The organism is Pseudomonas sp. FSL R10-0056 (genome assembly GCF_009600105.1).
Classification (GTDB): Bacteria; Pseudomonadota; Gammaproteobacteria; order Pseudomonadales; family Pseudomonadaceae; genus Aquipseudomonas; species Aquipseudomonas bubulae.
Genome location: NZ_WIWL01000237.1, coordinates 85,385 through 108,383, shown reverse-complemented (window position 1 = coordinate 108,383; position 22,999 = coordinate 85,385). Strand labels below are relative to the sequence as shown.

Annotated in this window: 19 protein-coding genes and 1 pseudogene; 6 read left to right on the top strand and 14 right to left on the bottom strand. The window is 58.9% G+C overall.

All coding sequences use genetic code 11. The features are described 5' to 3' along the window. Positions 1-169 (bottom strand): annotated as a pseudogene (locus GHO42_RS24405) (DUF2868 domain-containing protein); the annotation flags it as partial. A 90-nt stretch (positions 170-259) separates the two neighbouring features. On the opposite strand from GHO42_RS24405, the gene GHO42_RS24400 reads away from it, so the two are divergent. Next, complete coding sequence (locus GHO42_RS24400) at positions 260-772, top strand: dihydrofolate reductase (protein WP_094999782.1); 513 nt, start codon at positions 260-262, stop codon at positions 770-772. A gap of 121 nt (positions 773-893) precedes the next feature. Here the strand turns inward: GHO42_RS24400 and GHO42_RS24395 are convergent, their stop codons facing one another. After that, positions 894-2,285 (bottom strand): L-cystine transporter, encoded by a 1,392-nt coding sequence (locus GHO42_RS24395; protein WP_083369724.1) that lies wholly within the window; start codon positions 2,283-2,285, stop codon positions 894-896. 219 nt (positions 2,286-2,504) lie between these two features. Here GHO42_RS24395 and GHO42_RS24390 point away from each other — a divergent pair, with 219 nt between their 5' ends. Then, positions 2,505-3,560: a phosphorylcholine phosphatase gene (locus GHO42_RS24390; protein WP_095017836.1), complete on the top strand. Its 1,056-nt coding sequence runs from the start codon at positions 2,505-2,507 to the stop codon at positions 3,558-3,560. Positions 3,561-3,770: 210 nt separating this feature from the next. On the opposite strand, the gene ilvD is transcribed toward GHO42_RS24390, so the two are convergent. Further along, the gene (gene ilvD, locus GHO42_RS24385; protein ID WP_094999784.1) at positions 3,771-5,618 is read right to left on the bottom strand and encodes a dihydroxy-acid dehydratase; all 1,848 of its coding nucleotides are present in this window, start codon (positions 5,616-5,618) and stop codon (positions 3,771-3,773) included. A 381-nt stretch (positions 5,619-5,999) separates the two neighbouring features. On the opposite strand from ilvD, the gene GHO42_RS24380 reads away from it, so the two are divergent. Continuing rightward, the gene (locus tag GHO42_RS24380) at positions 6,000-7,691 is read left to right on the top strand and encodes a DUF4153 domain-containing protein (RefSeq protein WP_095026832.1); all 1,692 of its coding nucleotides are present in this window, start codon (positions 6,000-6,002) and stop codon (positions 7,689-7,691) included. A gap of 167 nt (positions 7,692-7,858) precedes the next feature. Here GHO42_RS24380 and GHO42_RS24375 read toward each other — a convergent pair whose 3' ends face one another. Then, complete coding sequence (locus GHO42_RS24375; protein ID WP_094999786.1) at positions 7,859-9,055, bottom strand: class I SAM-dependent rRNA methyltransferase; 1,197 nt, start codon at positions 9,053-9,055, stop codon at positions 7,859-7,861. A 150-nt stretch (positions 9,056-9,205) separates the two neighbouring features. On the opposite strand from GHO42_RS24375, the gene mutM reads away from it, so the two are divergent. Next, positions 9,206-10,018, top strand: a complete 813-nt coding sequence (mutM, locus tag GHO42_RS24370) for a bifunctional DNA-formamidopyrimidine glycosylase/DNA-(apurinic or apyrimidinic site) lyase (RefSeq protein WP_095026833.1) — start codon at positions 9,206-9,208, stop codon at positions 10,016-10,018. A 129-nt stretch (positions 10,019-10,147) separates the two neighbouring features. Here mutM and GHO42_RS24365 read toward each other — a convergent pair whose 3' ends face one another. From GHO42_RS24365 to GHO42_RS24355, 3 genes are all read right to left on the bottom strand, one after another. After that, positions 10,148-10,399 (bottom strand): YfhL family 4Fe-4S dicluster ferredoxin, encoded by a 252-nt coding sequence (locus tag GHO42_RS24365; protein ID WP_016782613.1) that lies wholly within the window; start codon positions 10,397-10,399, stop codon positions 10,148-10,150. 99 nt (positions 10,400-10,498) lie between these two features. Next, on the bottom strand, positions 10,499-10,981 hold the full coding sequence (coaD, locus tag GHO42_RS24360) for a pantetheine-phosphate adenylyltransferase (RefSeq protein WP_004419754.1): 483 nt from the start codon (positions 10,979-10,981) through the stop codon (positions 10,499-10,501). A gap of 171 nt (positions 10,982-11,152) precedes the next feature. Continuing rightward, complete coding sequence (locus tag GHO42_RS24355; protein WP_094999787.1) at positions 11,153-12,583, bottom strand: coniferyl aldehyde dehydrogenase; 1,431 nt, start codon at positions 12,581-12,583, stop codon at positions 11,153-11,155. A 158-nt stretch (positions 12,584-12,741) separates the two neighbouring features. Between GHO42_RS24355 and GHO42_RS24350 the strand changes: the two genes are divergently transcribed. Next, a complete protein-coding gene (locus GHO42_RS24350; protein ID WP_095023209.1) occupies positions 12,742-13,410 on the top strand; it encodes a TetR/AcrR family transcriptional regulator in 669 nt (222 codons plus the stop codon). Between the two features lie 30 nt (positions 13,411-13,440). Further along, the gene (locus GHO42_RS24345; RefSeq protein WP_095017833.1) at positions 13,441-14,295 is read left to right on the top strand and encodes a sulfurtransferase; all 855 of its coding nucleotides are present in this window, start codon (positions 13,441-13,443) and stop codon (positions 14,293-14,295) included. Between the two features lie 10 nt (positions 14,296-14,305). Here GHO42_RS24345 and GHO42_RS24340 read toward each other — a convergent pair whose 3' ends face one another. The 7 genes from GHO42_RS24340 to GHO42_RS24310 all read right to left on the bottom strand — a co-directional run bounded on the left by GHO42_RS24340 (position 14,306) and on the right by GHO42_RS24310 (position 22,681). Continuing rightward, a complete protein-coding gene (locus GHO42_RS24340) occupies positions 14,306-15,142 on the bottom strand; it encodes an AraC family transcriptional regulator (protein ID WP_153326902.1) in 837 nt (278 codons plus the stop codon). Continuing rightward, a complete protein-coding gene (locus tag GHO42_RS24335; RefSeq protein WP_153326900.1) occupies positions 15,142-16,185 on the bottom strand; it encodes a hydrolase in 1,044 nt (347 codons plus the stop codon). Before GHO42_RS24335 ends, GHO42_RS24340 begins: the two co-directional genes overlap by 1 nt. A gap of 76 nt (positions 16,186-16,261) precedes the next feature. Further along, positions 16,262-17,716, bottom strand: coding sequence for a pitrilysin family protein (locus tag GHO42_RS24330; RefSeq protein WP_170943682.1), 1,455 nt, complete (start codon positions 17,714-17,716; stop codon positions 16,262-16,264). Beyond that, entirely contained in the window at positions 17,709-19,055 is a 1,347-nt protein-coding gene (locus GHO42_RS24325) for a pitrilysin family protein (RefSeq protein ID WP_153326898.1), read from the bottom strand. The genes GHO42_RS24330 and GHO42_RS24325 overlap by 8 nt, the downstream gene beginning before the upstream one ends. 194 nt (positions 19,056-19,249) lie before the next feature. Beyond that, positions 19,250-19,846: a 16S rRNA (guanine(966)-N(2))-methyltransferase RsmD gene (gene rsmD / locus GHO42_RS24320; protein ID WP_094999794.1), complete on the bottom strand. Its 597-nt coding sequence runs from the start codon at positions 19,844-19,846 to the stop codon at positions 19,250-19,252. Next, positions 19,846-21,336 (bottom strand): pitrilysin family protein, encoded by a 1,491-nt coding sequence (locus tag GHO42_RS24315; protein WP_095017830.1) that lies wholly within the window; start codon positions 21,334-21,336, stop codon positions 19,846-19,848. The genes rsmD and GHO42_RS24315 overlap by 1 nt, the downstream gene beginning before the upstream one ends. Next, positions 21,329-22,681, bottom strand: a complete 1,353-nt coding sequence (locus tag GHO42_RS24310; RefSeq protein ID WP_094999796.1) for a pitrilysin family protein — start codon at positions 22,679-22,681, stop codon at positions 21,329-21,331. Before GHO42_RS24310 ends, GHO42_RS24315 begins: the two co-directional genes overlap by 8 nt. Positions 22,682-22,999 lie beyond the last annotated feature (318 nt).

Below are 22,999 nucleotides of genomic sequence, written 5' to 3'. Positions count from 1 at the left end.
CCCGTTCCGCCAGCCAGAGGGCGCGGTTTTGCAGGCGTGTGGGCAGGTCGCCGGCGCTGGTGCGGGCGCGCCGATTGGCTTCAAGATCGTCCAGCGGGCCGGCGTGTTCTTCGCGCAGACGCACGGTCTCGGTCAGCCAGAGGCGTTGTAATGGGGAAAGTTGATTCACAGGCCAGTCCATTCAAGTGAGCCATGAGCATAACCGCTGTTAGTCAGGCGGGGTACTGTCGGCGCGGGTGGCTCTGGTATCCTCGGCGCCATGAAAAAAACACTCCCCCTTAGCCTGATCGCGGCACTCGCTGAAAACCGCGTGATTGGCGTCGACAACAGCATGCCGTGGCATTTGCCAGCGGATTTCAAATATTTCAAGGCCACCACCCTGGGCAAGCCGATCATCATGGGTCGCAAGACCTGGGATTCGCTCGGTCGCCCGTTGCCGGGCCGGCTTAATCTGGTGGTCAGTCGTCAGACCGGCTTGCAGCTTGAAGGTGCCGAGGTATTTGCATCCCTTGAGGCGGCTGTGGAGCGTGCCGAGGCGTGGGCAATCGAGCAAGGCGTCAGTGAAGTGATGCTGATTGGCGGCGCGCAGTTGTACACCCAGGGATTGGTGGATGCCGACCGGTTGTACCTGACGCGAGTGGGCCTGAGCCCGGAAGGCGATGCGTGGTTCCCTGAGTTCGATCAGGCGCAGTGGAAACGGGTATCAGAGGAATTGCACGAGGCTGCAGAGGGCAAGCCGGCGTTCAGTTTTGAGGTGTGGGAAAGGGCTTAGTTACAAAAAGCCCCTCACCCCAACCCTCTCCCGGAGGGAGAGGGGGCTGATCTGTGGTGTTACGCAAATCTGCTTTTGCCTTTAATCCCCTCTCCCTCCGGGAGAGGGTTAGGGCAAGCTTTTAGGCGTGCGCCAGATCACCATGATCGTCTTCAGCCAGGATGGCCTTGTCGGTCTGGTGCAGGATCTGGCTGGTGACGGTGCCTGCCACCATCGAACCGCTGACGTTCAGTGCCGTACGGCCCATGTCGATCAGGGGCTCGACCGAAATCAGCAATGCCACCAGCGACACCGGCAATCCCATGGCCGGCAACACGATCAGTGCAGCGAAGGTTGCACCACCGCCCACACCGGCCACGCCTACCGAACTCAAGGTCACGATGGCCACCAGCGATGCGATCCACACAGGGTCCAGCGGGTTGATGCCCACGGTCGGGGCAACCATCACCGCCAGCATGGCCGGGTACAGACCGGCACAGCCGTTCTGGCCAATGGTCGCGCCAAACGAAGCGGCAAAGCTGGCGATCGAAGACGGAATGCCCAGGCGTCGGGTTTGCGCTTCGATGCTCAACGGGATGCTGGCCGCGCTCGAACGGCTGGTGAAAGCAAAGGTCAGAACCGGCCATACCTTGCGGAAGAAGCGCAGCGGGTTAACCCCGGAAAACGACACGATCACGCCGTGAATCACAAACATCAGCGCCAGGGCGATGTAGGACACCACCACAAAGCTGCCGAGTTTGATGATGTCCTGCACGTTGGACATGGCGACCACTTTGGTCATCAAGGCCAGTACGCCGTAGGGGGTCAGTTTCATCACCAGGCGCACCAGGCGCATCACCCAGGCTTGCAGGGTGTCGATGGCGCTGAGGATCTTGCCGCCTTTTTCCGGCTCGTCCTTGAACAGCTGCAACGCGGCGATGCCCAGGAATGCCGCGAAAATCACCACGCTGATGATCGAGGTCGGCTTGGCACGGGCCAGGTCGGCAAACGGGTTTTGCGGGATAAACGACAGCAGCAGTTGTGGCACGTTCAGGTCCGACACCTTGCCCGCGTAGTCGCTCTGGATCACTTGCAGGCGGCTCATTTCTGCAGCACCGGCCACCAGGCCATCGGCGGTGAGGCCGAACAGGTTGGTCAGGCCGATACCGATCAGTGCCGCGATCATGGTGGTAAACAGCAATGTGCCGATGGTCAGGAAGCTGATCTTGCCGAGGGACGAAGCGTTATGCAGACGGGCTACGGCGCTGAGGATCGAGGCGAATACCAGCGGTATCACGATCATTTGCAGCAATTGCACGTAGCCACTGCCGACCAGGTCGAACCAGCCAATGGAGGCTTTCAGTGTCGGGCTGTCTGTACCGTAGGTCAGGTGCAGGCACAGGCCGAAGACCACGCCTATAACCAGTGCCAGCAAGACTTTTTTCGCCAGGCTCCACGCAGTGTGGCGGGTCAGCGACAAGCCGAACAGCAACGCGAGGAACACCAGCAGATTGAGGATCAGCGGGAAATTCATGAAAGCTCCGAGGGGACGACTTGTACCAGTCTTGGATGTAACTATTGCGAACCGGAAATCGTAACAGGTTGATATATCTACAAATATACCGATGTGGAATGACAACCAAGGTTTTTGGAATAAGCAGGTGACGCAGACAGGACGATGATAGTCGTGCCCAAGCCAAAAACTGTCATACAGGTTTGTTAGCGTCTGTGCTTTTGACTAGGAGCATAGCTGATGAACCTGACCGCCAAGCTGACAGCGTTAACTCTGTGTATGGGGCTTGCGGGCCAGGTGTTGGCCACAGAACTCAAACACTGGCCCGCCGATCAGGCCAGGCAACTGGACGCCATGATTGCGGCCAACGCGAACAAGGGTAATTTCGCGGTCTTTGACATGGATAACACCAGCTACCGCAACGATCTGGAAGAAGCGCTGCTGCCGTTTATGGAAAACAAGGGCCTGATCACCCGTGACAGTCTCGACCCGTCGCTCAAACTGATCCCGTTCAAAGACACTGCCGAACATAAAGAAAGCCTGTTCAGTTACTACTATCGCTTGTGCGAAGTGGACGACATGGTGTGTTACCCGTGGGTGGCCCAGGTGTTTTCCGGCTTTACCCTGCAACAGCTCAAGGGTTACGTGGATGAGCTGATGGCCTCGGGCAAACCGGTGCCAGTGACTTACTTCGAGGGGGATGTGGTCAAGACCTCCGAGGTTCAGCCGCCCAAGGTGTTTACCGGACAGGTCGAACTGTTCAACAAACTGATGGAAAACGGCATTGAGGTCTATGTCATGACCGCGGCTTCGGAAGAGCTGGTGCGCATGGTCGCGGCCGATCCCAAGTACGGTTACAACGTCAAACCGCAAAACGTGATTGGCGTGAGTACGCTGCTCAAGGACCGCAAAACTGGTGAGCTGACCACTGCCCGCAAACAGATCAGCGCCGGTACATACAACGAGAAAGCCAACCTGGGGCTGGAGTTGACCCCTTATCTGTGGACTCCGGCGACATGGATGGCGGGCAAGCAGGCGGCGATCCTGACCTATATCGACCAGTGGAAAAAGCCGGTGCTGGTGGGCGGCGATACGCCGTCCAGTGATGGCTATATGCTATTTCACGGCGTGGACGTGGCCAAGGGCGGGGTGCACTTGTGGATCAACCGCAAAGACAAATACATGGCGCAACTGGAAGGCATGATGGCCAAGAATGCGGCGGCGCAAGCCAAAGAGGGGTTGCCGGTAACGGCGGATAAAAACTGGGTAATCGTCAAGCCGGATCAGATCCAGTAGTGACGTAGCAGCTGCCGAGGGACGAAGGCTGCGTTCGGCGACGTAGTCGTCGTAAACCTGAGTCTTCAATATTTCTGATGTACCGAAGTGTCTGATTTCACGACGGCTTTGCCGCCGAACGCAGCCTCGTTCCTACGGCAACTGCTACAGAGTTGGTGTATGAACCAAAAATCCCGGCACATGGCCGGGATTTTTGTTCAACGTATTGGCTTATGGCACCAATTTGTCCAACAGCGCTTTATCACGCACCGCGCCCTTGTCGGCGCTGGTGGCCAGCAACGCATAGGCCTTGAGGGCCGTGGTGACTTTGCGCGGACGCACTTCCACCGGCTTCCAGCCTTTCTTGTCTTGCTCGGCACGACGGGCTGCCATCTCTTCGTCGCTGATCAACAGGTTGATCGAACGGTTCGGGATGTCGATCAGCACTTTGTCGCCGTCCTGCACCAGGCCAATCGCGCCACCAGCGGCTGCTTCCGGTGAAGCATGACCGATGGACAGGCCCGAAGTACCGCCCGAGAAACGACCGTCGGTGAGCAGCGCACAGGCTTTGCCCAGGCCTTTGGATTTCAGGTACGACGTCGGGTAGAGCATCTCTTGCATGCCCGGGCCGCCTTTAGGGCCTTCGTAACGGATGATCACGATGTCGCCGGCCTGTACTTCGTCCGCCAGAATGCCGCGCACGGCGCTGTCCTGGCTTTCGAAGATCTTGGCGTTGCCTTCGAACACGTGGATCGACTCGTCGACGCCCGCGGTTTTAACCACGCAACCATCCAGAGCGATGTTGCCGTACAGCACGGCCAGGCCGCCTTCTTGCGAGTAGGCGTGCTCGACACTGCGGATGCAGCCGTTTTCACGGTCGTCGTCGAGGGTGTCCCAGCGGGTCGACTGGCTGAACGCGGTTTGCGTCGGGATACCGGCCGGGCCTGCACGGAAGAACGTGTGCACGGCTTCGTCGTCAGTCTGGGTGATGTCCCATTTGGCGATGCCTTCGGCCATGGTCTTGCTGTGTACGGTCGGCAAATCGGTGTGCAGCAGGCCGCCGCGGGCCAACGAGCCAAGGATGGAAAAAATACCACCGGCGCGGTGAACGTCTTCCATATGGTACTTCTGAATGTTCGGCGCCACTTTGCACAGCTGCGGCACATGACGTGACAGGCGGTCGATGTCTTTAAGGTCGAAGTCGATTTCGGCTTCTTGGGCCGCAGCCAGCAAGTGCAGGATGGTGTTGGTCGAACCGCCCATGGCGATGTCCAGCGTCATGGCGTTTTCGAACGCCTTGAAGTTGGCGATATTGCGCGGCAATACCGACTCGTCGTTCTCGACGTAGTACTGGCGGCACAGATCAACGATGGTGCGTCCGGCTTGCAGGAACAATTGTTCGCGGTCGCTGTGGGTAGCCAGTGCCGAGCCGTTGCCCGGCAAGGCCAGACCCAGGGCTTCGGTCAGGCAGTTCATAGAGTTGGCAGTGAACATGCCGGAGCACGAACCGCACGTCGGGCAAGCGCTGCGCTCGTACTCGGCAACTTTCTCGTCAGAAGCGCTGGAGTCGGCGGCGATCACCATGGCGTCTACCAGATCCAGACCGTGGCTGGCGAGCTTGGTCTTGCCTGCTTCCATCGGCCCGCCGGAAACGAAAATCACCGGGATGTTGAGGCGCAAGGAGGCCATCAGCATGCCAGGGGTGATCTTGTCGCAGTTGGAGATGCACACAATGGCGTCGGCGCAGTGGGCGTTGACCATGTATTCCACGGAGTCGGCGATGATCTCGCGGCTAGGCAGCGAGTACAGCATGCCGTCATGGCCCATGGCGATGCCGTCGTCGACGGCAATGGTGTTGAATTCTTTGGCAACGCCGCCTGCGCGCTCGATCTCGCGGGCTACCAGCTGGCCCATGTCCTTGAGGTGGACGTGGCCGGGTACGAACTGGGTGAAGGAGTTGGCAATGGCGATGATCGGCTTTTTAAAGTCGGCATCTTTCATCCCCGTGGCGCGCCACAAAGCGCGGGCACCGGCCATGTTGCGGCCATGGGTGGAGGTTTTCGAACGATAGTCAGGCATGGAGCAACTCCGGGCGGCTAATCAGGTAACAAACAGGGAAGTGAGCTTCTAATGACAGGCGGATCACACAGAAAATGACCACGTATCCGCGAGTTGCCGTAAACGCTGCGGGATCGCCGCGCGTCTGGGCTTGAGCTCATAAACCCGCCGGGGATGATTGGCGATGAATGCGTCGATTCTACACGGCTGGCGGCGGGAGGGAATGGGCCCGAGGGTTGCGCCAGGGTACAAATGAGCGACTTGGGATACTGCATGAGGCAATCAGCTCTAGTAAGGCCGGGCCTGCTTTTGTGTGGGAAAGAACTATTTTTAATAAGTGGCACGACCATTTAACGGCAATCAAGTAATAGTGTGCGATTGGTTTTGTAGTGAGGGTTCCAAATGCTGACGCTTGAGCGATCTGTCAAAACGTATCTGGTCATCGGCCTGGTGCAAGGGCTGTTGCTGTGGCTGAGCACCGCCATAGACGAGCCGGGAGTTCGTTATGGCCTGATGACGGCAGTGCTGGTGGGTGGCATCAACCTGTTGCTGCTGGATGAGAATATCCGCCAGCGTGGCACGGTATGGCGGGTGCTCGGACTCACGGCAGTCATGACGTCAATCAGTGCCTGGGTATTTTGGGACGGCGATGAGTATTGGCGCTCAGGCAGTTGGCTGGTGGGCAGCTGGACCTTCTTTGCCGTAGTCGTTACCTATGTGTGTACGGTTTTTATTCTGAGCTGGCCGACCCGTGAAGGGCGCTACCCACGCTACCAGGACCTGTTTCGCCATGCTTGGGACACGGTGTTTATCGTGCTTCTGGGGTTGCTGTTGAATGGCGTGTTCTGGGCATTGCTGCTGTTGTGGGGCGGGCTGTTCAAGATGCTCGGCATCGTGGCGCTCAACAAGCTGTTCTCAACTGACGGGTTTATGTATGTCAGTTCGGCGATGGTGTTTGCCCTGGGCGTTCATATGGGGCGTGAAAAGGACCGGGTGATCGGGCTGCTGCGCGGGATTCTGCTGGCGCTATGCCGCTTTTTGCTGCCGTTGAGTGCGTTGATTGTCATTGTGTTCACCTTCGCTTTGCCCTTTACCGGGCTGGAGCCGATCTGGGATACCGGTTATTCGACGCCGATCATGCTGTGGCTGGTGGCGGTCAGTTTGTTTTTGCTCAATGGCGTGTTTCAGGATGGCACCCAGGGCAGCGGGTACCCGGTCTGGCTGGTGCGGGTGATCGACCTGTGCCTGCTGTGTTTACCGGTGCTGGTGGTGTTGGCAGGGTATTCGACCTGGCTGCGTATCGAGCAGTACGGCCTGACCCCGTCACGGATCCTCGCCATGGTGCTGGTGCTGGTTATTTTTGTTCACAGCCTGGCGGCGGTTTGGGCCGTGTTTGCTTCAAGGGCCGTCTGGCTGGGCAGCTTGCGCGCCAGCAATCCGCTAATTGCGCTGCTGTGCGTGGTGGTGCTGCTGGGGTTGCATACGCCGTGGTTCAGCCCGCTCAAGTTGAGTGCGAACAATCAGGTGCAGCGCTTGCTCAGCGGCAAGACTGCGGTGGATACCTTTGATGCAGATACCTTGCGCAATCGTCTGGGGCCTCAGGGCAAGCAGGCGTATGACGCGTTGTTGGTGCAAGTCGAGCAAGGGCTGGTACTGACCGGGCCGCAGCGGCAAGTCTTGCTGAAACGCCTCAAGGAAGCAGGTTCGGGCAATGGCCCCAGAGGGTCGGAGCGGTTGCTGGAATGGATCGGGCCCAAGGTCGAGGGCAGTGAGCAGTTTGAGGACAAGGGGTTTGACGGGCAGTTGTGCCTGGCGCCAGGTTGCGCCCTGTGGGCCGTGGATCTGGATCAGGACGGGCAGCCGGAGGTCCTGCAATTACCCAAGAACAAGTGGTCCGAACCGTTGCACTTCTTCAAGCGTGATGCTCAGGGCAAATGGCGGCGAGCCGGGACTTACCTGGGGGATGAGAGTGCGCTGGAGCTGATCGAGAAGATCCGCCAGGGCAATGTGAAGGTGGTGAAGCCGACTTATCAATCGTTGCAGATTGGCGAGGTTGAGCTGACGCCGAAGCTGGAGAAGCCTCGCAAGCCTTGAGCCCCCCGTAGCAACTGCCGAGGAACGAAGGCTGCGTTCGGCGGCGCAGCCGTCGTAAAACCTGAGCCCGCGGTTTAACTAACAGACCGGGAGTTCAGGTTTTACGATTGCTTCGCAATCGAACGCAGCCTCGTTCCTTCGGCAGCTACTACGAGGTGATGTGCGTCTTAGCTGTTAGGCAGCAATCGGCAGGTGATGCTCTTGATGTAGCGTGTTTCCGGGATGGCCGGGTGCACCGGGTGGTCCGGGCCCTGGCCGCCGCGCTCCAGCAGCTGCATGTTGCGGTCCAGATGGCGGGCGCTGGTCAGCAGGATGTTTTGCAGGTCGTCTTCGGGCAGGTGCATCGAGCACGATGCGCTGACCAGAATGCCGTCCTTGTTGAGCAGGCGCATGGCTTGCTCGTTCAGGCGGCGGTAAGCGCCTTCGCCATTTTTCAGGTCTTTTTTGCGTTTGATGAACGCCGGTGGGTCGGCCACGATCACGTCGAAACGCTCTTCGTTGGCTTTAAGCTCCTTGAGAGCTTCAAACACGTCGCCTTCCATGCAGGTGACTTTCTCGGCAAAGCCGTTCAGCGCAGCGTTGCGCTCAACACCGTCAAGGGCGAAGGACGAGGCGTCAACGCAGAACACTTCGCTGGCGCCAAACGCACCGGCTTGAATACCCCAGCCGCCGATGTAGCTGTACAGATCCAGTACGCGTTTACCTTTGACGTACGGGGCCAGACGCGCACGGTTCATGCGGTGGTCATAGAACCAGCCGGTTTTTTGCCCGGCGATCACCGGTGCTTCGAACTTCACGCCGTTTTCTTCCAGGGCAACCCACTCCGGTACCAGGCCGAAGACGGTTTCAACATAGCGTTCAAGGCCTTCGGCATCACGGGCAGCCGAGTCGTTCTTGAACAGGATGCCGCTTGGCTTGATGACTTGCACCAGGGCTGCGATCACGTCTTCTTTGTGGTGTTCCATTGTGGCCGAGGCCAGTTGAACCACCAGAATGTCGCCGAAACGGTCAACCACCAGGCCCGGCAACAAATCGGAGTCGCCGTAGACCAGGCGGTAGTAAGGCTTGTCGAACAGACGCTCACGCAGGGACAGGGCCACGTTCAGGCGGTGTACCAGCAGCGACTTGTCCAGTGGCAGCTTGATGTCGCGCGACAGCAGGCGTGCACAGATCAGGTTGTTGGGGCTCATGGCAACGATGCCCAGCGGCTTGCCGCCGGCGGTTTCGAGTACCGCTTGGTCGCCGGCCTTAAAACCGTTCAGTGGTGTGGCAGCTACATCGATTTCGTTGCTGTAGACCCACAGGTGGCCGGCGCGCAGGCGTCGATCGGCATTGGCTTTAAGGCGCAGGCTTGGCAGGGACATGACGTCGCTCCGGGTATTGAAAAGGGCGCGATTATAGCCTTAGACGCAACCCTGAGGCTTGGCTGATTCACCGCATTGCGTCGGATCACGGGCTCAGTGGCGCTGAAATTTCCGCTAGAATCGCCAGCTATTCCAGAGTGCGGAGCCCCCATGCCTGAATTACCTGAAGTCGAAACCACCCGCCGCGGCATAGCCCCGCACCTTGAAGGGCAGCGGGTCAGTCGGGTGATTGTGCGCGAGCGTCGTTTGCGCTGGCCGATCCCTGAGGATCTCGATGTGCGGTTGTCGGGGCAGCGTATTGTGCTGGTCGAGCGCCGGGCCAAGTATTTGCTGATCAATGCCGAGGTTGGGACATTGATCAGCCACTTGGGCATGTCGGGCAACCTGCGGCTGGTGGAGGCCGGGTTACCTGCGGCCAGGCATGAGCATGTGGATATCGAGCTGGAATCCGGGCTGGCCCTGCGTTATACCGACCCGCGCCGGTTCGGGGCGATGCTCTGGAGCCTTGACCCGCTGAACCATGAGCTGCTGGTGCGCCTGGGGCCGGAGCCGCTGACCGACCTGTTTGATGGTGAGCGGCTGTTTCAGCTGTCGCGCAAGCGCTCAATGGCGGTCAAGCCGTTCATCATGGACAACGCGGTGGTGGTGGGCGTGGGTAATATTTATGCGACCGAAGCGCTGTTTGCCGCAGGTATTGACCCGCGTCGCGCCGCCGGGAGTATTTCCCGGGCACGCTATTTGAAGCTGGCGATTGAGATCAAGCGGATTCTGGCGGCCGCTATCGAGCGGGGCGGCACCACATTGCGCGACTTTATTGGTGGCGATGGCCAGCCCGGTTATTTTCAGCAGGAGCTGTTTGTATACGGGCGTGGTTATGAACCGTGCAAGGTTTGCGGCACGGAACTGCGTGACGTCAAACTGGGCCAGCGTGCGAGCGTGTTTTGCCCGCGTTGCCAGACGTAGCCACCAGTCCTGCGCTGAACTCTTGTGGGAGCCGGCTTGCTCGCGATGCAACCACCTCGATCGAACGGGTCGATCGCAGTGAATCTATCGCGAGCAGCCCGCTCCCACATACATCGCATAGACGATGAATCAGGCCTTCCCGGTAATTGCCCGGTACTTTTCCATCAGCTGTTCTTCGGTTTCCGGGTGGGCTTCATCCAGCGGGATGCAGTCAACCGGGCACACCTGCTGGCATTGCGGCTCATCGTAATGGCCAACGCACTGGGTGCACAGGTTGGGGTCGATCACGTAGATCTCTTCACCCTGGGAAATGGCGGCGTTCGGACACTCGGGTTCGCAGACGTCGCAGTTAATGCAATCGTCGGTGATGATCAGGGACATGGGTACTCCGGCCGGGGCGCTCGGCCCGGGCAACTGAAATCGAATGCGGCAATTGTGCCGCATTGGCGCCCGCAGTGCACGCGGACGCCGCTTCAGTGGTTATTTCTTGCGAAAACGCTCGGTCAGGGCATCAGCCACGGCCGGGTGTACGAATTTGTTGATATCACCGCCTAATGCTGCGATTTCGCGCACCAACGTCGAGGATATAAACGAATAACGTTCTGACGGCGTGAGGAACAGGCTCTCGACATCGGGGGCCAGTTGGCGATTCATGTTCGCCAGCTGGAACTCGTATTCGAAGTCCGACACGGCACGCAGGCCACGCAGGAACACATTGGCATTCTGTTCTTTGGCAAAGTGCGCGAGCAGCGTCGAGAAACCGACCACCTCAACATTGGGCAGGTGTTTGGTGACTTCACGAGCCAGCTCCACCCGCTGTTCCAGAGGGAATAGCGGGTTTTTCTTGGTGCTGGCAGCGACAGCAATGATCACGTGGTCAAACAGGCGCGAAGCGCGTTCGACCAGATCGCCATGGCCCTTGGTAATAGGGTCGAATGTACCTGGGTACAACACTCGGTTCATCGCGTCGTCCTGGCGGGAATCCGTTGGGGAGTCGGATGGTATCGCAGCATTCCCGGTCGGCCAAGTCGCCATTCGCAGAAGAAAGCACTATAGACGCGACGAATTTACTGCTTTTTCATGATTTTTTCAGGCGTTGGCCCAGTAGGCTCGCCAGTTTTTCGATAAAGCCCGTTAGCGGATAAACAGCTTCTGGATCATGCGTACCAGTTGCCGGTCATAAGGCGGATAGATCATCGGCGAGCTGTTCAGGCGCTGTTTGCACAGCACGCCCTTGGCTTTGCTGAAGGTCAGGAAACCTTCGTGGCCGTGGTAATGCCCCATGCCTGAATGCCCGACGCCGCCAAAAGGCAGGTCGTCGATAGCCACATGCAACAACGTTTCGTTGATGCTGACCCCGCCCGAGTGAGTGGTGTGGATAACCCTCTGTTGCTCGGCTTTGTTGTAGCCGAAGTAATACAGTGCCAGAGGGCGGGGTCTACGGTTGATGTAGGCCATTGCCTGATCCAGATTGGAGTAGGGCACAACGGGTAGTAGAGGGCCGAAGATTTCGTCCTGCATGACGTGCATCTCGTCGTTTACATCCAGCACCAGCGTATGGGGCATGCGCCGCCCCTGGCCCTGTTCATACAGCGGGATCAACCGTGCGCCCTTGAGGGTGGCGTCGGTTTGCAGCCGTTCAAGGCGCGCCAGCTGCCGGTCATTGATAATTGCGGTGTAGTCCGGGTTATCGATGAGGGTCGGATAAAAGCTGTGAACGGCCTGGCGGTAGGCATCGACGAAGCCGTCTACCCGATCCTGGGGTACCAGCACATAATCCGGAGCGATACAGGTTTGCCCGGCGTTGAGTGTTTTGCCCCAGGCGATGCGCTGGGCAGCGTCTTTGAGCGGTACATCGGCCGACACGATAGCGGGAGATTTACCACCCAGCTCCAGTGTTACGGGGGTCAGGTTTTCAGAAGCCGCACGCATCACCCGTTTGCCCACATGGGTGGAACCGGTGAACAGCAAGTGATCGAACGCCAGCCCGGAGAACGCCACCGCCACATCTGCCTCGCCCAGTACCACCGCAACCATGTCTTCGGGGAAGATCCGCCCCAGCAAATCCTTGAGCCAGTGCCCGGTGACCGGGGTGAACTCGCTGAGCTTGAGCATGACCCGGTTGCCGGCAGCCAATGCGCCAACCAACGGGCCGATGGCCAGATACAGCGGGTAGTTCCACGGCACAATAATTCCCACAACCCCCAGCGGCTGATACATCACTTTGGCACTGGCGGGCGCGAACATCATGCCTACGCTGCGTGAGGAAGGTTTCATCCAGCGCTTAAGGTGTTTGAGGGCATAATCAATGCTGTGCAAGCACGGCATCAATTCGGCAAACAGGGTCTCGTCCGGGCTGCGATGGCTGAAATCCTGGCTGATGGCATCGATCAGCACCTCGCGCTCGCGGCTCAACAGCTGGCGCAGGCTTTTGAGCCATTGCTGGCGCTGCGCAAGTGGCGGGAATGGATGAGCGGCATAGGCCTGGCGCTGCTTGTCGAGCAGGGACTGGAGAGCGTCCGGTTGAACCGGGGCGTCGTGAGTGTGAGTGCTGTCGACAGGCATGATGGCTCCAGGCAGTTTTTATCGGTATTTATCGTAGAAGAGCACTATGTTTTTAGAGCTTGTGCTCTAACCTGTCAATTGAAGGCCTGCCCCGTGTTGTTTATCGATTCAAGGTTAGGCCGTAAGATGCCTTTCGTTTTTAATTTAAGCGCAAGCCCATGGCCATACGACTAAAAACCAGTCAGCGCATCGCCAACAGCAGCCTGGAGCTTTTCAACCAGTTGGGCGAACGCAGTGTGAGCACTAATCACATTGCGGCCCATATGGAAATTTCGCCCGGTAATCTGTACTACCACTTCCCCAACAAGCAGGCGATTATCGCGGTCTTGTTCAGCGAGTACGAAGCGCTGGTATTGAGCTTTTTGCACCCACCCCAAGGGCGTTTGCCAACCGTTGCCGACAAGCACCACTACCTGCAGCAACTGCTGGATGCCATGTGGCGCTACCGTTTTTTGTATCGAGATATCGAGCATTTATTGCACAGCGACACGGAACTGGCCATCCGCTATCGACGTTTTTCCCAGCACTGCCTCACACAGGCCCAGGCCATATACGCCGGCTTTGTCGAGGCCGAAATCTTGTGCATGAGCCCCCGGCAAATTGAATCCCTGAGCCTGAATGCATGGATTATTCTCACCTCATGGGTAGGTTTTTTATGCGCCACCCGTGAAAACAGTGACCAGCTCAGCGAGCAGGCCATCAAGCGCGGTGTGTACCAACTGCTGGTGCTGGAATCAGGTTTTGTTACCGACCAGGCACGGGAAGCCATCGATGAATTGATCAAGGAATACTACGTCCCTCTGGAACACGCGTTGTACGCTCAATAACTGCATTTCACCCCCTTACAGGAGTTCACTATGCCCGTTGCGCAACTGATCAGCCCTCATGCCCTGAATGAACGTCAGGCGCAGCCCGGCCTGGTTATCCTGGATTGCCGCTTTGCCCTCGAAGACCCGGACTACGGCCGTTGCAGTTATGCCGAGGGGCATATTGCCGGCGCGCAATTTGCCGATCTCGAACGCGACCTGAGCGGGCCTGTAATCAAAGGTGTGACCGGTCGTCATCCATTGCCCGATCCACGTACTCTGGTTGAGCGTCTGCAGGCCTGGGGCATCAATGCCGACAGCGATGTGGTGTTGTATGACGACGGCCCGGGTGCTTTTGCGGCCCGGGCATGGTGGTTGCTGACCTGGCTGGGCAAGCGCGAGGGTGTATTTATCCTTGATGGTGGTCTCAAGGCCTGGCATGCCGCGGGCTTCCCGCTGAGCCTGGATGCGTCACCGACCTTGCGTGGCACTTTCGAAGGCAAACCCGACAGCCATATGCTGCTGAGCGCCGAACAATTGCAAAAGCGCCTGACCAAGCCGGGACTGACCTTGATCGATGCCCGTGCCCAGCCGCGTTTTCGAGGTGAGGTCGAGCCGATTGACCCGATCGCCGGGCATATTCCGGGCGCGCAATGTGCCGCCTTCAGCGAAAACCTGGATCCTACGGGGCGCTTTTTGCCTGCGGCGCAGCTCAAGCAGCGCTTTGCCGAAAAACTTGCCGGCCGCTCTCCCGAGGAGCTGGTTGCCTATTGCGGCTCCGGGGTGACGGCGTGTCACAACCTTTTTGCATTGGGCTTGGCGGGTTATCCGCTAGGCAAGCTTTATGCGGGTTCGTGGAGCGAGTGGATCAATGATCCTGCGCGGGGCATTGCTACTGGCGATTGAGCCAGTTGGCTTAAGGGGTGCCGACACTGGCCAACCGGTATGCACCGGGGCCAACACCATAGACTTTCTTGAATTGCCGGTTCAGGTGGCTCTGGTCGGCAAAGCCCAGTTGCGTCGCCACCTGGAGTGGCAAACAGCCTTGTTGCAGCAAGGCTCTGGCATGGGCGATACGCTGTTGCATCAACCAGGTGTGCGGTGGCATGCCGGTGGCGCGCTGAAATACGCGGGTAAAGTGGAATGGCGACAGATTGACTGCGGCGGCGAGTTCTTCCAGTGATGGTGGCTCTGCCAGCCGGGCTTGCAGTACTTCCTTGGCACGGCTTACAGCGCGGTGTTCGACCCCGGGCTTGGCTGGTAGTGGCAGGCGGGCATGGCGGTTGAGCAGGGCAAGCATCATCTGACGCCATGCGGTTTGCTGCTGCAGCGCAGTCTCCGGCCCTTCGAGCAATTGATGTAGCTGGAATAACCCGCGAAACAGGTCGCAGTCGTACAGCAATGTGTCATTGAAGGTCGGCAAGTGGGTGGCGGGCAGTTCCAGTTCTTCCAGCAACTGCTGAATTTGCACGTTGTCCGGGTAAAAAGCCCGGTAACGCCAGCCCGCATCATGACCTTTGTGACCATTATGGACTTCGTCCGGGTTGATCAGCACCAGCGTACCGGTGGCAGCCAGATGCTCGGCGCCGCGATAGCGATAGCGCTGGGCGCCTTCGAGGATCATGCCGATCACAAAACCATCATGCACATGGGGCACAAAGCGATGTTCGATATAACGTGCCGTCAGCAGTTCGACACCCGTCAGGGGGGGTGTTTGCCAGAAACGGATCGACTCACCCTGTTCTACGTCCATTACGCAGATTCAAGCCGCAGTGCGGCCAGCCATTGCGGAATTCTTCGTTCAAGGTAATAGCCCGGTTTTCTTGGGGAGCCCTCCAGAAATCCGACATGCCCGCCCCTGGTGTGCAACTCCAGTTGCGTGCAGGCTGACAGCTCGCTGGTGTCGGGGATGCTGTGCTTGAACACGAACGGATCGTCCATGGCCTGGATAATCAGCGTCGGCGTGTGGATGGCGCCGAGGAAGTAGCGGCTGGAGGCGCGACGGTAGTAGTCATCGACATTCAGATAGCCGTTAAGAGGTGCCGTTACGCGGTCATCGAACTCCCAGAAGGTGCGCATTTTGCTCAGGGCTTCGACCGAGCCAAGCCTGGTCAGGCTGGCCAGACCTTCGTGTTGGGCATCGAGCTGGAATCGATGTTTTTTGTCTTTGACGTAAGCCAGCATCTCGCGCATGAAGTGAGCTTGATAGACCCTGGAAAATCCCATACCGATCCGGTCGGCACACTGGTCAAGCCGGAACGGCACCGATACCGCGACAGCGCCGTGCAACCCGCTGTCGCTGCCGCTTTCGCCCAGATACTTGAGCAGCACATTGCCCCCCAGCGAATAGCCTACGGCATACAAGGGGGCCAGCGGATGTGCGGCACGTAAATGGGCCACTGCCTCGGCCAGGTCTTCGCTGGCCCCTGAGTGATAACTGCGGGCCAGTAAATTGGGTTCGCCCGAGCACCCTCGCCAGTTCAGTGCGGCGCTGGTCCAGCCGCGTGCGGCGAGGGCGGTTTGCAGCCCCAGTACATAGTGAGAGCCCGACGAGCCGGTCAGGCCGTGCAGCACCAGTACCACCGGCGCATGGTCTGAGGGTGTGCCGTGCCAGTCCAGATCGAGAAAATCGCCATCCTTTAGCCAGATACGTTCACGTCGATGTTCAATGGCCGGCTTGGTACGCCACAACGGCCCCCATAGCGTCTGGACATGGGGGTTGCCCAGACCCGTAGCCGGAGTAAAAGGCTTGAGGGGTGAAGCATGACTGGCTGGAAAAGGCACGGAGGTTCTCATCGAGTAACAGGTACGGCGGATGTCTAAATTGCCACATCAGGGCCCGACACCCAAGTGTTGCGTGCGGGTGCCGGGGTTATCTGATGGCAGGCATACAACTTTGTGCCATCGTCGTTTCTGGCACCATCACCTTGGGCAGGGGCAGTTGAGCAACACTGGGGCCGACGGTTACGCCGACCCAGCCGTCAGCCGTGAAGTGACGGTTCATCGCCGCTTTGATCTGCTCACTGGTCAAGGCTTGAATCTGTTGGATCTTGTAGTTGAAGGCCAGGGGCTGGTTAAAGCGGTTGATGATGGACAGTTCGTTGCGCATATCCAGGTTGCTGGCCGTGAGCTGTGGCAGCGCCCGCAGCAGGAACTGCTTGATGTCGTCCAGTTCGGTTTCGCTGGGTCCGTCCTGCAGGTACTGGGCAAACAGGGCTTTGATATGAACCAGGGCGCTTTGGCTGTAGCGCGAGGGGGTATTGAGGCTGATGATCCAGGGGGTTGGTCCCTGCGCATGGGGAATTTGCGATAGCACGCCATAGGTGATGCTGCGCTCCTCCCTTAACTGCCTGTTGAGGATATGGCTGAAAATAATATGCCCGGCCCGGATCGCTACCCCGTCAGGGTGCTGATTGGGCAAGGCATTCTGTGCCAGCATCAGCACGGTATGGGTTGCTTCATCTTCGATATGCAGGGTTTTGCCATGGGGCAGCGGGGCAGGCACCGAGTGTCTTTCAGCGAGTGCTGGTCCGGCGGGCAAGGCATTGGCCAGTGAGCGGCTGAGGCTCTGCGCCTGTTGCAGGGTCAGGTCGCCGACGATCACGATCTGTGCATTGGCAGCAGTGTAGGCGCGACGGTAAAAGGCCCTTAGGTGTGATTCATCTATGCGCTCCAGGCTCTCGACCGAGCCGAAGTCGGAGCGGGTGTAAGGTTGCCCCGGATAGAGTTCGTTGTAGATCTGCATCCGTGCAAGAGCGTGTGGGTCTTCGTGGTTTATTTTGAGTTTGGTGAACAGTTCGTTTTTGACCCGTCGCTGGCCTTCGACGGTAAAGCCCGGTTGGGCGAGCATCTCGGTGAACAACTGCATGGCGGGTTCGCGGATGTGCGGGGCGCTCAAGCTGCGCAGGGTGAAGAAACTCCGCTCTTTATCGATACCGTTACCCAGATCCACGCCCAGGCTATCAAACCCCTTGGCCAGTGCGTTGGCGTCCTTGAGCGTCGAGCCTTCGTTAAACAGGCTCAGTACAGTCGCTGCCAGGCCGGGTGTATCGCCATCCTGATTGCTGCCCGCGGCAAAGGTGATTTGCACATCGATCATGGGCAAGGTGTGGCTTTCGACAAACAGGACTTTGGTGTTTTGGCTCAGTTTCCAGGCCTTGATTGTCGGCAGGCGGGTGGCAGGCACGGCAGTGCTCAACTCAAGCAGCGATTGCAGTCGTGCTTGTGGTTCTTGTGCTCGGGCTTGCACGCAGACACAGGCAAGGGTGAACAGCAGCGTAGCGACGCGCAAGGCGCGGCTGGCTGCGATTGCGTGAGGCTTATTCATGGCGCGCCTCCTTGGGCAGTACATAGCTGAGGGTCAAGCGGTCGTGGGTCAGGAACGTTTGAGCGGCGAGCTGGATATCTTCAGGGGTGATTTTCACCAATATCTGCATGCGCTTTTCGTCGTCCTCTGGCGACAAGCCCGCAATGTCCAGTTCACCGAGATACAGAGCCAGGCTTTGCAGGTCATCACGGCTGAAAACATGCCGTGCAATGATCCGCGTACGGGCGCGTTCAAGGTCACTGCCGGAGGGGGGTGTTTTTTTCACTGAGTCGATCACGGCCCAAATCCGTTCTTGAACCTCGCTCAGCGGTTTCATCTTTTTAAGGTTGAGGGTGGCGTCGATGCTGAACAGCTCATCACCGCGGCTGATGCTGCTGTAATGTGAGCCGACGCTGATCAGCAATTCCTCGCCGCGCCACAATCTGCTTTTGAGTTCTGAACTGTCGCCGCCACCGAGCAACTCGCTGAGCAGCTCCAGTGCTGGAGCTGAACGTGGGTCGGTCTGGGTGTGCAGGCTTGGCACGTTGAACGTCATGCTCAGGTTCGGGATTTGATGATCGATGTACTGAGTCATGGTGCGCTCACCGGGAGCTGCCAGTTCGAGCGGGGCCTTGATCACAGGTAGCTTGCGTGAGGCAATCGGGCCGAAGTAGCGTGTGGCCAGGGCCTTGACCTGCTCGGTGTCGATATCGCCGACGATGATCAGGGTGGCGTTATTGGGCGCATACCAGCTTCTATACCAGTGCTTGAGTTCATCGATGTGCATGCGTTCGAGGTCGTGCATCCAGCCGATGACCGGGCTGCCGGAAGCGCTGGTCAGGAATGCCAGGCGGCGTGGCAGTTCAAGTGCGCGCTGATGGGGGTCGTTGTCGACGCTTTCGCTGCGTTCGCTTTTGATGACTTCGCGCTCACCGGCCCAATGAGCAGCGGACAGGTGTGCAGTGCTCATCTGGTCTGCCATCACTTCAAGTGCGACTGCCAGGGCATGGGGGGGCAGGGTTTGAAAGAAAATGGTGGCGTCATTTTGCGTCGCCGCATTGTCCGTTGCGCCCAGGCTTTGAAAGATGTGGTCTGACTCGGCCGGACAAAGTTTGCTGCTGCCTTTGAAAATCATGTGTTCAAGGGCGTGGGACAACCCGGATTGGCCTGGGGGCTCATAGCTTGAGCCGACCCTATACCAGAGCTGTGAGTGAACCACGGCTGCACGGTGGTCTTCGTGAACGATAACCTTGAGGCCGTTATCCAGGGTGAAATGTTGAGTGGAGGGTTGGCTGCTGGCCAGGGCCATCAGCGGTTGCAACATAAAGCCGAGAGCCAGCCCGGCAAGGGGGTGTTTCATGGTGGGTGTCCTGACTGTTTATCGTCAGAACAGATTGGGCTTGGCAGGGGGGAGGCGGGCGGTACATAGATACCTTGTACCGCAAAAATCTGTAGCCGCTGCCGCAGGCTGCGATAAGGACCGAAGGGCCTTCGCTTTTGAAAAAGCGACCCCTCCGGGCTTGATCGCAGCCTGCGGCAGCGACTACAGGTTCGTCAGGCTTGAGTGGCTTCGCGTTGCCACAGGGCGTAGTTCACGCCGCCGGCTTTTTGCTCGCGGTGCAGGCGCCAGTTGGCAGGCAAGCCCAGCTCTGACGGGCGCAACTCGCTTTCGGTGTAAACCCAGGCGTCTTCAGCCAGCCAGCCGCGTTGCTCGAGCAGATCACAAGCAGGTTTGAGCAGGTCCTTGTTGAACGGCGGGTCGAGGAATACCACGTCAAAGGTTGTGCTTGGCGTGGTGTCCAGATAACGCAGGGCGTCAGTCTGCTGAACTTCGCCGACAGTGCAGCGCAGAATGCCCATGTTCTCGCGGATGTTGGAGATCGCATCGCGGTTGCTGTCCAGTGCCACGCCCTTGGCTGCGCCGCGGGACATGGCTTCAAGGAACAGTGCGCCGCTGCCGGCGAAAACGTCCAGTACCCTGGCGCCGCCGATATAGGGGGCCAACCAGTTGAACAGGGTTTCACGCACGCGATCTGGCGTCGGGCGCAGGCCCTCTACATGGGGGAAGTCCAGCTTGCGGCTGCGCCATTCCCCGCCAATGATGCGTAACTGACCAGCACCTGAGTGCGATGTGTTTTTTGGCTTTGCCATTAATGCTCCGGAACCCCAAGAGGTTGCTCTGAAGGTTTGTCGGTAGGAGGTGGCAGTGGTTTTTGCGGCACGGTCGGGCCGGCGGTCACTACGACCATTTTGTCGGCGCTCAGGTGCTTGTTCATGGCGTCCTTGACCTGTTCGGTGGTCAGGTCCTGGGACTTCTGCATGAAGGTTTCCAGGTAATCCAGGGGCAAATCATAAAAGCCCATTGCGCCAAGTTGGCCGACGATGGCGGCGTTGCTGGCCGTGGACAGCGGGAAGCTGCCAGCCAGTTCACGCTTGGCATCGTCGAGTTCTTTTTGCGTCGGACCATTTTTCAGGTAGTCGGCCAAAATGTCTTGCACCAGTTTGAGCGTACCTTCGCTCAGTTCGGCGCGGGTTTGCAGGTTGATCATGAACGGGCCGCGAGCCTGCATCGGGCTGAAGCCGGAGTACACGCCGTAGGTCAGGCCGCGCTTTTCACGCACTTCGGTCATCAGGCGCGTACCGAAACCGCCACCGCCCAGAATGCTGTTGCCCAATGCCAGTGCGGCATAGTCGGGATCGTCACGGTCAATGCCCAGCTGCGACAGCAGCAGGTGGGTTTGTTTGGACGGGAACTCGATATGGGTTTGGCCAGCCTTGGGCTCGCTTGGTTGCACGGTCTTGGCCACTGCCGGGCCTTTGGGCAGTGCGGCAGATACCTGGGCTGCAATGGCTTCGGCTTCGGCACGCGACAGGTCGCCAACAATCGCAATCACGGCGTTGCCTGCGGTGTAGGCCTTGTTGTGGAAGGCCTTGAGCTGGTCAATGGTGATCGAGGTGATGCTTTGGGCATTGCCATCACTGGCATGAGCATACGGGTGGTTACCGTACAGGCGCTTGAACAGTTCGTCGCTGGCCAGTTTGCCGGGGTTTTGTTTCTGAAACTCGAAGCTGGCGAGCAACTGGTTCTTGATCCGCGCCAGGGAGTCGGCCGGGAAGGTGGGTTTGCCCACCACCTCGGCGAACAGGTTGAGCGCAGGTGTGCGTTTATCTACATCGCTCAGGCTGCGCAGCGAGGCCACGGCCATGTCGCGATATGCGCCATTGCCGAAGTCCGCGCCCAGGCCTTCAAAGCCCTGGGCGATGGCGCCCACATCTTTACCCGCTACACCTTCGTTGAGCATGGCGTTGGTCAGCAGGGCCAGGCCCGGGGTGTTTTCGTCCTGGCTGCTGCCAGCGGCGAAGGTCAGGCGCAGGTCGAACATCGGCAATTGCCGTGCTTCGACGAACAGCACTTTGGAGCCTTCGGCGGTTTTCCAGGTTTGCACGTTCAGCGCACGGTGGCTGGGCGCCTTGCCGTCCAGCTCAGCCAGGGATTCGAGCTTGTGCTCGCTCTTGGCCTGGTCCAGTGCCTGGCTGGCGACCGATTGCTGCGGGTTGGTAAAAAAGTAGCCGAGTGCACCCACCAGTATGGCGGCGCTCAGACCAAGCAGGGCGTAGCGGGGGCCTTTACGCTCACTCATGGGTTTTCTCCTCGGGCAGTACATGGGCAACGCTGAGACGGTCGCGAGTGAAATAGGTGCGGGCAGCCTGCTGGATATCGGCCGGGGTGACCTTCTGCAGGTCGGCCAGTTCGGAGTCCATCAGCTTCCACGACAGGCCGACGGTTTCCAGCTGGCCGATCGAAGTGGCCTGGCTGGTGATCGAGTCGCGCTCGTAGACCAGTCCGGCAATTACCTGGGCACGCACACGTTCAAGCTCTTCAGTGGTCGGCGGGGTCTTTTTCAGGTCATCGAGCAAGCGCCACAAGCCTGCCTCGGCCTGGGCCATGGTGACTTTCTTCTGGCTGTTGGGCATCGCCGAAAGCATGAACAGGCTGTCACCACGGGTGAAGGCGTTGTAGCTGGACGATGCACCGGAGACCAGTTCTTCGCCCCGCTCCAGCTGTGTCGGCATGCGTGCGCTGTAGCCGCCGTCCAGGAGCGCGGAAATCAGGCGCAGGGCATTGGCGGTGATCGGATCCTTGGCCGTGGCAACGCTGGGCACGTTAAAGCCCAGCATCAAGCTTGGCAGTTGGGTCTGGACGTGGATCTTGAGCAGGCGTTCGCCAGGGGTCGGCAGTTCCAGCGGGATTTTGGCGACAGGTATCTCGCGTTTTTGCACCTTGCCAAAGTAACGCTGGGCCAGGGCTTTGACTTCATCCGGGGTGACGTCACCGACCACCACTAAAGTGGCGTTGTTGGGGGCATACCACTCTTCATACCATGCGCGCAGTTCGCCAACGCTCATGCGCTCCAGGTCGACCATCCAGCCGATGGTCGGGGTGTGGTAGCCGCTGGAAGGGAAGGCCATGGCGCTGAACAGCTCGTAGGCTTTGCTCATGGGCTGGTCGTCGGTGCGCAGGCGGCGCTCTTCCTTGATGACTTCGATCTCGCGCTTGAATTCTTCGGGCGGCAAGCGAAGGCTGGCCATGCGGTCGGCCTCAAGCTCAAAGGCCACGCCCAGGCGGTCACGGGCCAGTACCTGGTAGTAGGCGGTGTAGTCGTCGCTGGTGAAGGCGTTTTCCTGGGCGCCAAGGTCGCGCAGGATCAACGAGGCTTCGCCGGGACCGACCTTGTTGCTGCCCTTGAACATCATGTGCTCAAGCGCGTGGGACAGGCCGGTCTTGCCAGGGGTTTCGTAGCTGGAGCCCACTTTGTACCAGACCTGGGAGACCACCACCGGGGCGCGATGGTCTTCGCGCACGATGACCTTGAGGCCGTTGTCCAGGCGGAACTCGTGGGTGGGCTGCGGTTCGGCCGCCAGGGCCGAAAGCGGTAATAAAACTGTGCTGAGCAACAGGCCAGCAGCGCGGCGGGCTAGATTCATTCGTTTTTTAACCTGTTGGGCTACCCGCTCGGCCTTAGCGTCTGCGGGTGAGGAGGTGCTAGGATACTGATCCGTTTTACTGGCGGCCACGCCTATCAGGCCTTTGACGATCAGACGACGTTTGATCGGGCAGTATAGGAGCCCGCTTGGAAGTGTGGATGTATACCGGTAAATTTCGCATTTTTGCCGACTTTCCCGTGACAGACCCGAGTTAAGACGAAGTTTACGAGGTGTGTTTTACCCTCTGAATACAGTTGCGTGCGAACAAGCTGACAAAATTACAGTCTGTTTCACACCGAATATTATTTGCCGGGGCGC

Bases quoted from the DNA above. Each gene is read 5' to 3' on its own strand.
- GHO42_RS24400 (WP_094999782.1), top strand. From the start codon at position 260: ATGAAAAAAACACTCCCCCTTAGCCTGATCGCGGCACTCGCTGAAAAC.
- GHO42_RS24395 (WP_083369724.1), bottom strand. From the start codon at position 2,285: ATGAATTTCCCGCTGATCCTCAATCTGCTGGTGTTCCTCGCGTTGCTG.
- GHO42_RS24390 (WP_095017836.1), top strand. From the start codon at position 2,505: ATGAACCTGACCGCCAAGCTGACAGCGTTAACTCTGTGTATGGGGCTT.
- ilvD (WP_094999784.1), bottom strand. From the start codon at position 5,618: ATGCCTGACTATCGTTCGAAAACCTCCACCCATGGCCGCAACATGGCC.
- GHO42_RS24380 (WP_095026832.1), top strand. From the start codon at position 6,000: ATGCTGACGCTTGAGCGATCTGTCAAAACGTATCTGGTCATCGGCCTG.
- GHO42_RS24375 (WP_094999786.1), bottom strand. From the start codon at position 9,055: ATGTCCCTGCCAAGCCTGCGCCTTAAAGCCAATGCCGATCGACGCCTG.
- mutM (WP_095026833.1), top strand. From the start codon at position 9,206: ATGCCTGAATTACCTGAAGTCGAAACCACCCGCCGCGGCATAGCCCCG.
- GHO42_RS24365 (WP_016782613.1), bottom strand. From the start codon at position 10,399: ATGTCCCTGATCATCACCGACGATTGCATTAACTGCGACGTCTGCGAA.
- coaD (WP_004419754.1), bottom strand. From the start codon at position 10,981: ATGAACCGAGTGTTGTACCCAGGTACATTCGACCCTATTACCAAGGGC.
- GHO42_RS24355 (WP_094999787.1), bottom strand. From the start codon at position 12,583: ATGCCTGTCGACAGCACTCACACTCACGACGCCCCGGTTCAACCGGAC.
- GHO42_RS24350 (WP_095023209.1), top strand. From the start codon at position 12,742: ATGGCCATACGACTAAAAACCAGTCAGCGCATCGCCAACAGCAGCCTG.
- GHO42_RS24345 (WP_095017833.1), top strand. From the start codon at position 13,441: ATGCCCGTTGCGCAACTGATCAGCCCTCATGCCCTGAATGAACGTCAG.
- GHO42_RS24340 (WP_153326902.1), bottom strand. From the start codon at position 15,142: ATGGACGTAGAACAGGGTGAGTCGATCCGTTTCTGGCAAACACCCCCC.
- GHO42_RS24335 (WP_153326900.1), bottom strand. From the start codon at position 16,185: ATGAGAACCTCCGTGCCTTTTCCAGCCAGTCATGCTTCACCCCTCAAG.
- GHO42_RS24330 (WP_170943682.1), bottom strand. From the start codon at position 17,716: ATGAATAAGCCTCACGCAATCGCAGCCAGCCGCGCCTTGCGCGTCGCT.
- GHO42_RS24325 (WP_153326898.1), bottom strand. From the start codon at position 19,055: ATGAAACACCCCCTTGCCGGGCTGGCTCTCGGCTTTATGTTGCAACCG.
- rsmD (WP_094999794.1), bottom strand. From the start codon at position 19,846: ATGGCAAAGCCAAAAAACACATCGCACTCAGGTGCTGGTCAGTTACGC.
- GHO42_RS24315 (WP_095017830.1), bottom strand. From the start codon at position 21,336: ATGAGTGAGCGTAAAGGCCCCCGCTACGCCCTGCTTGGTCTGAGCGCC.
- GHO42_RS24310 (WP_094999796.1), bottom strand. From the start codon at position 22,681: ATGAATCTAGCCCGCCGCGCTGCTGGCCTGTTGCTCAGCACAGTTTTA.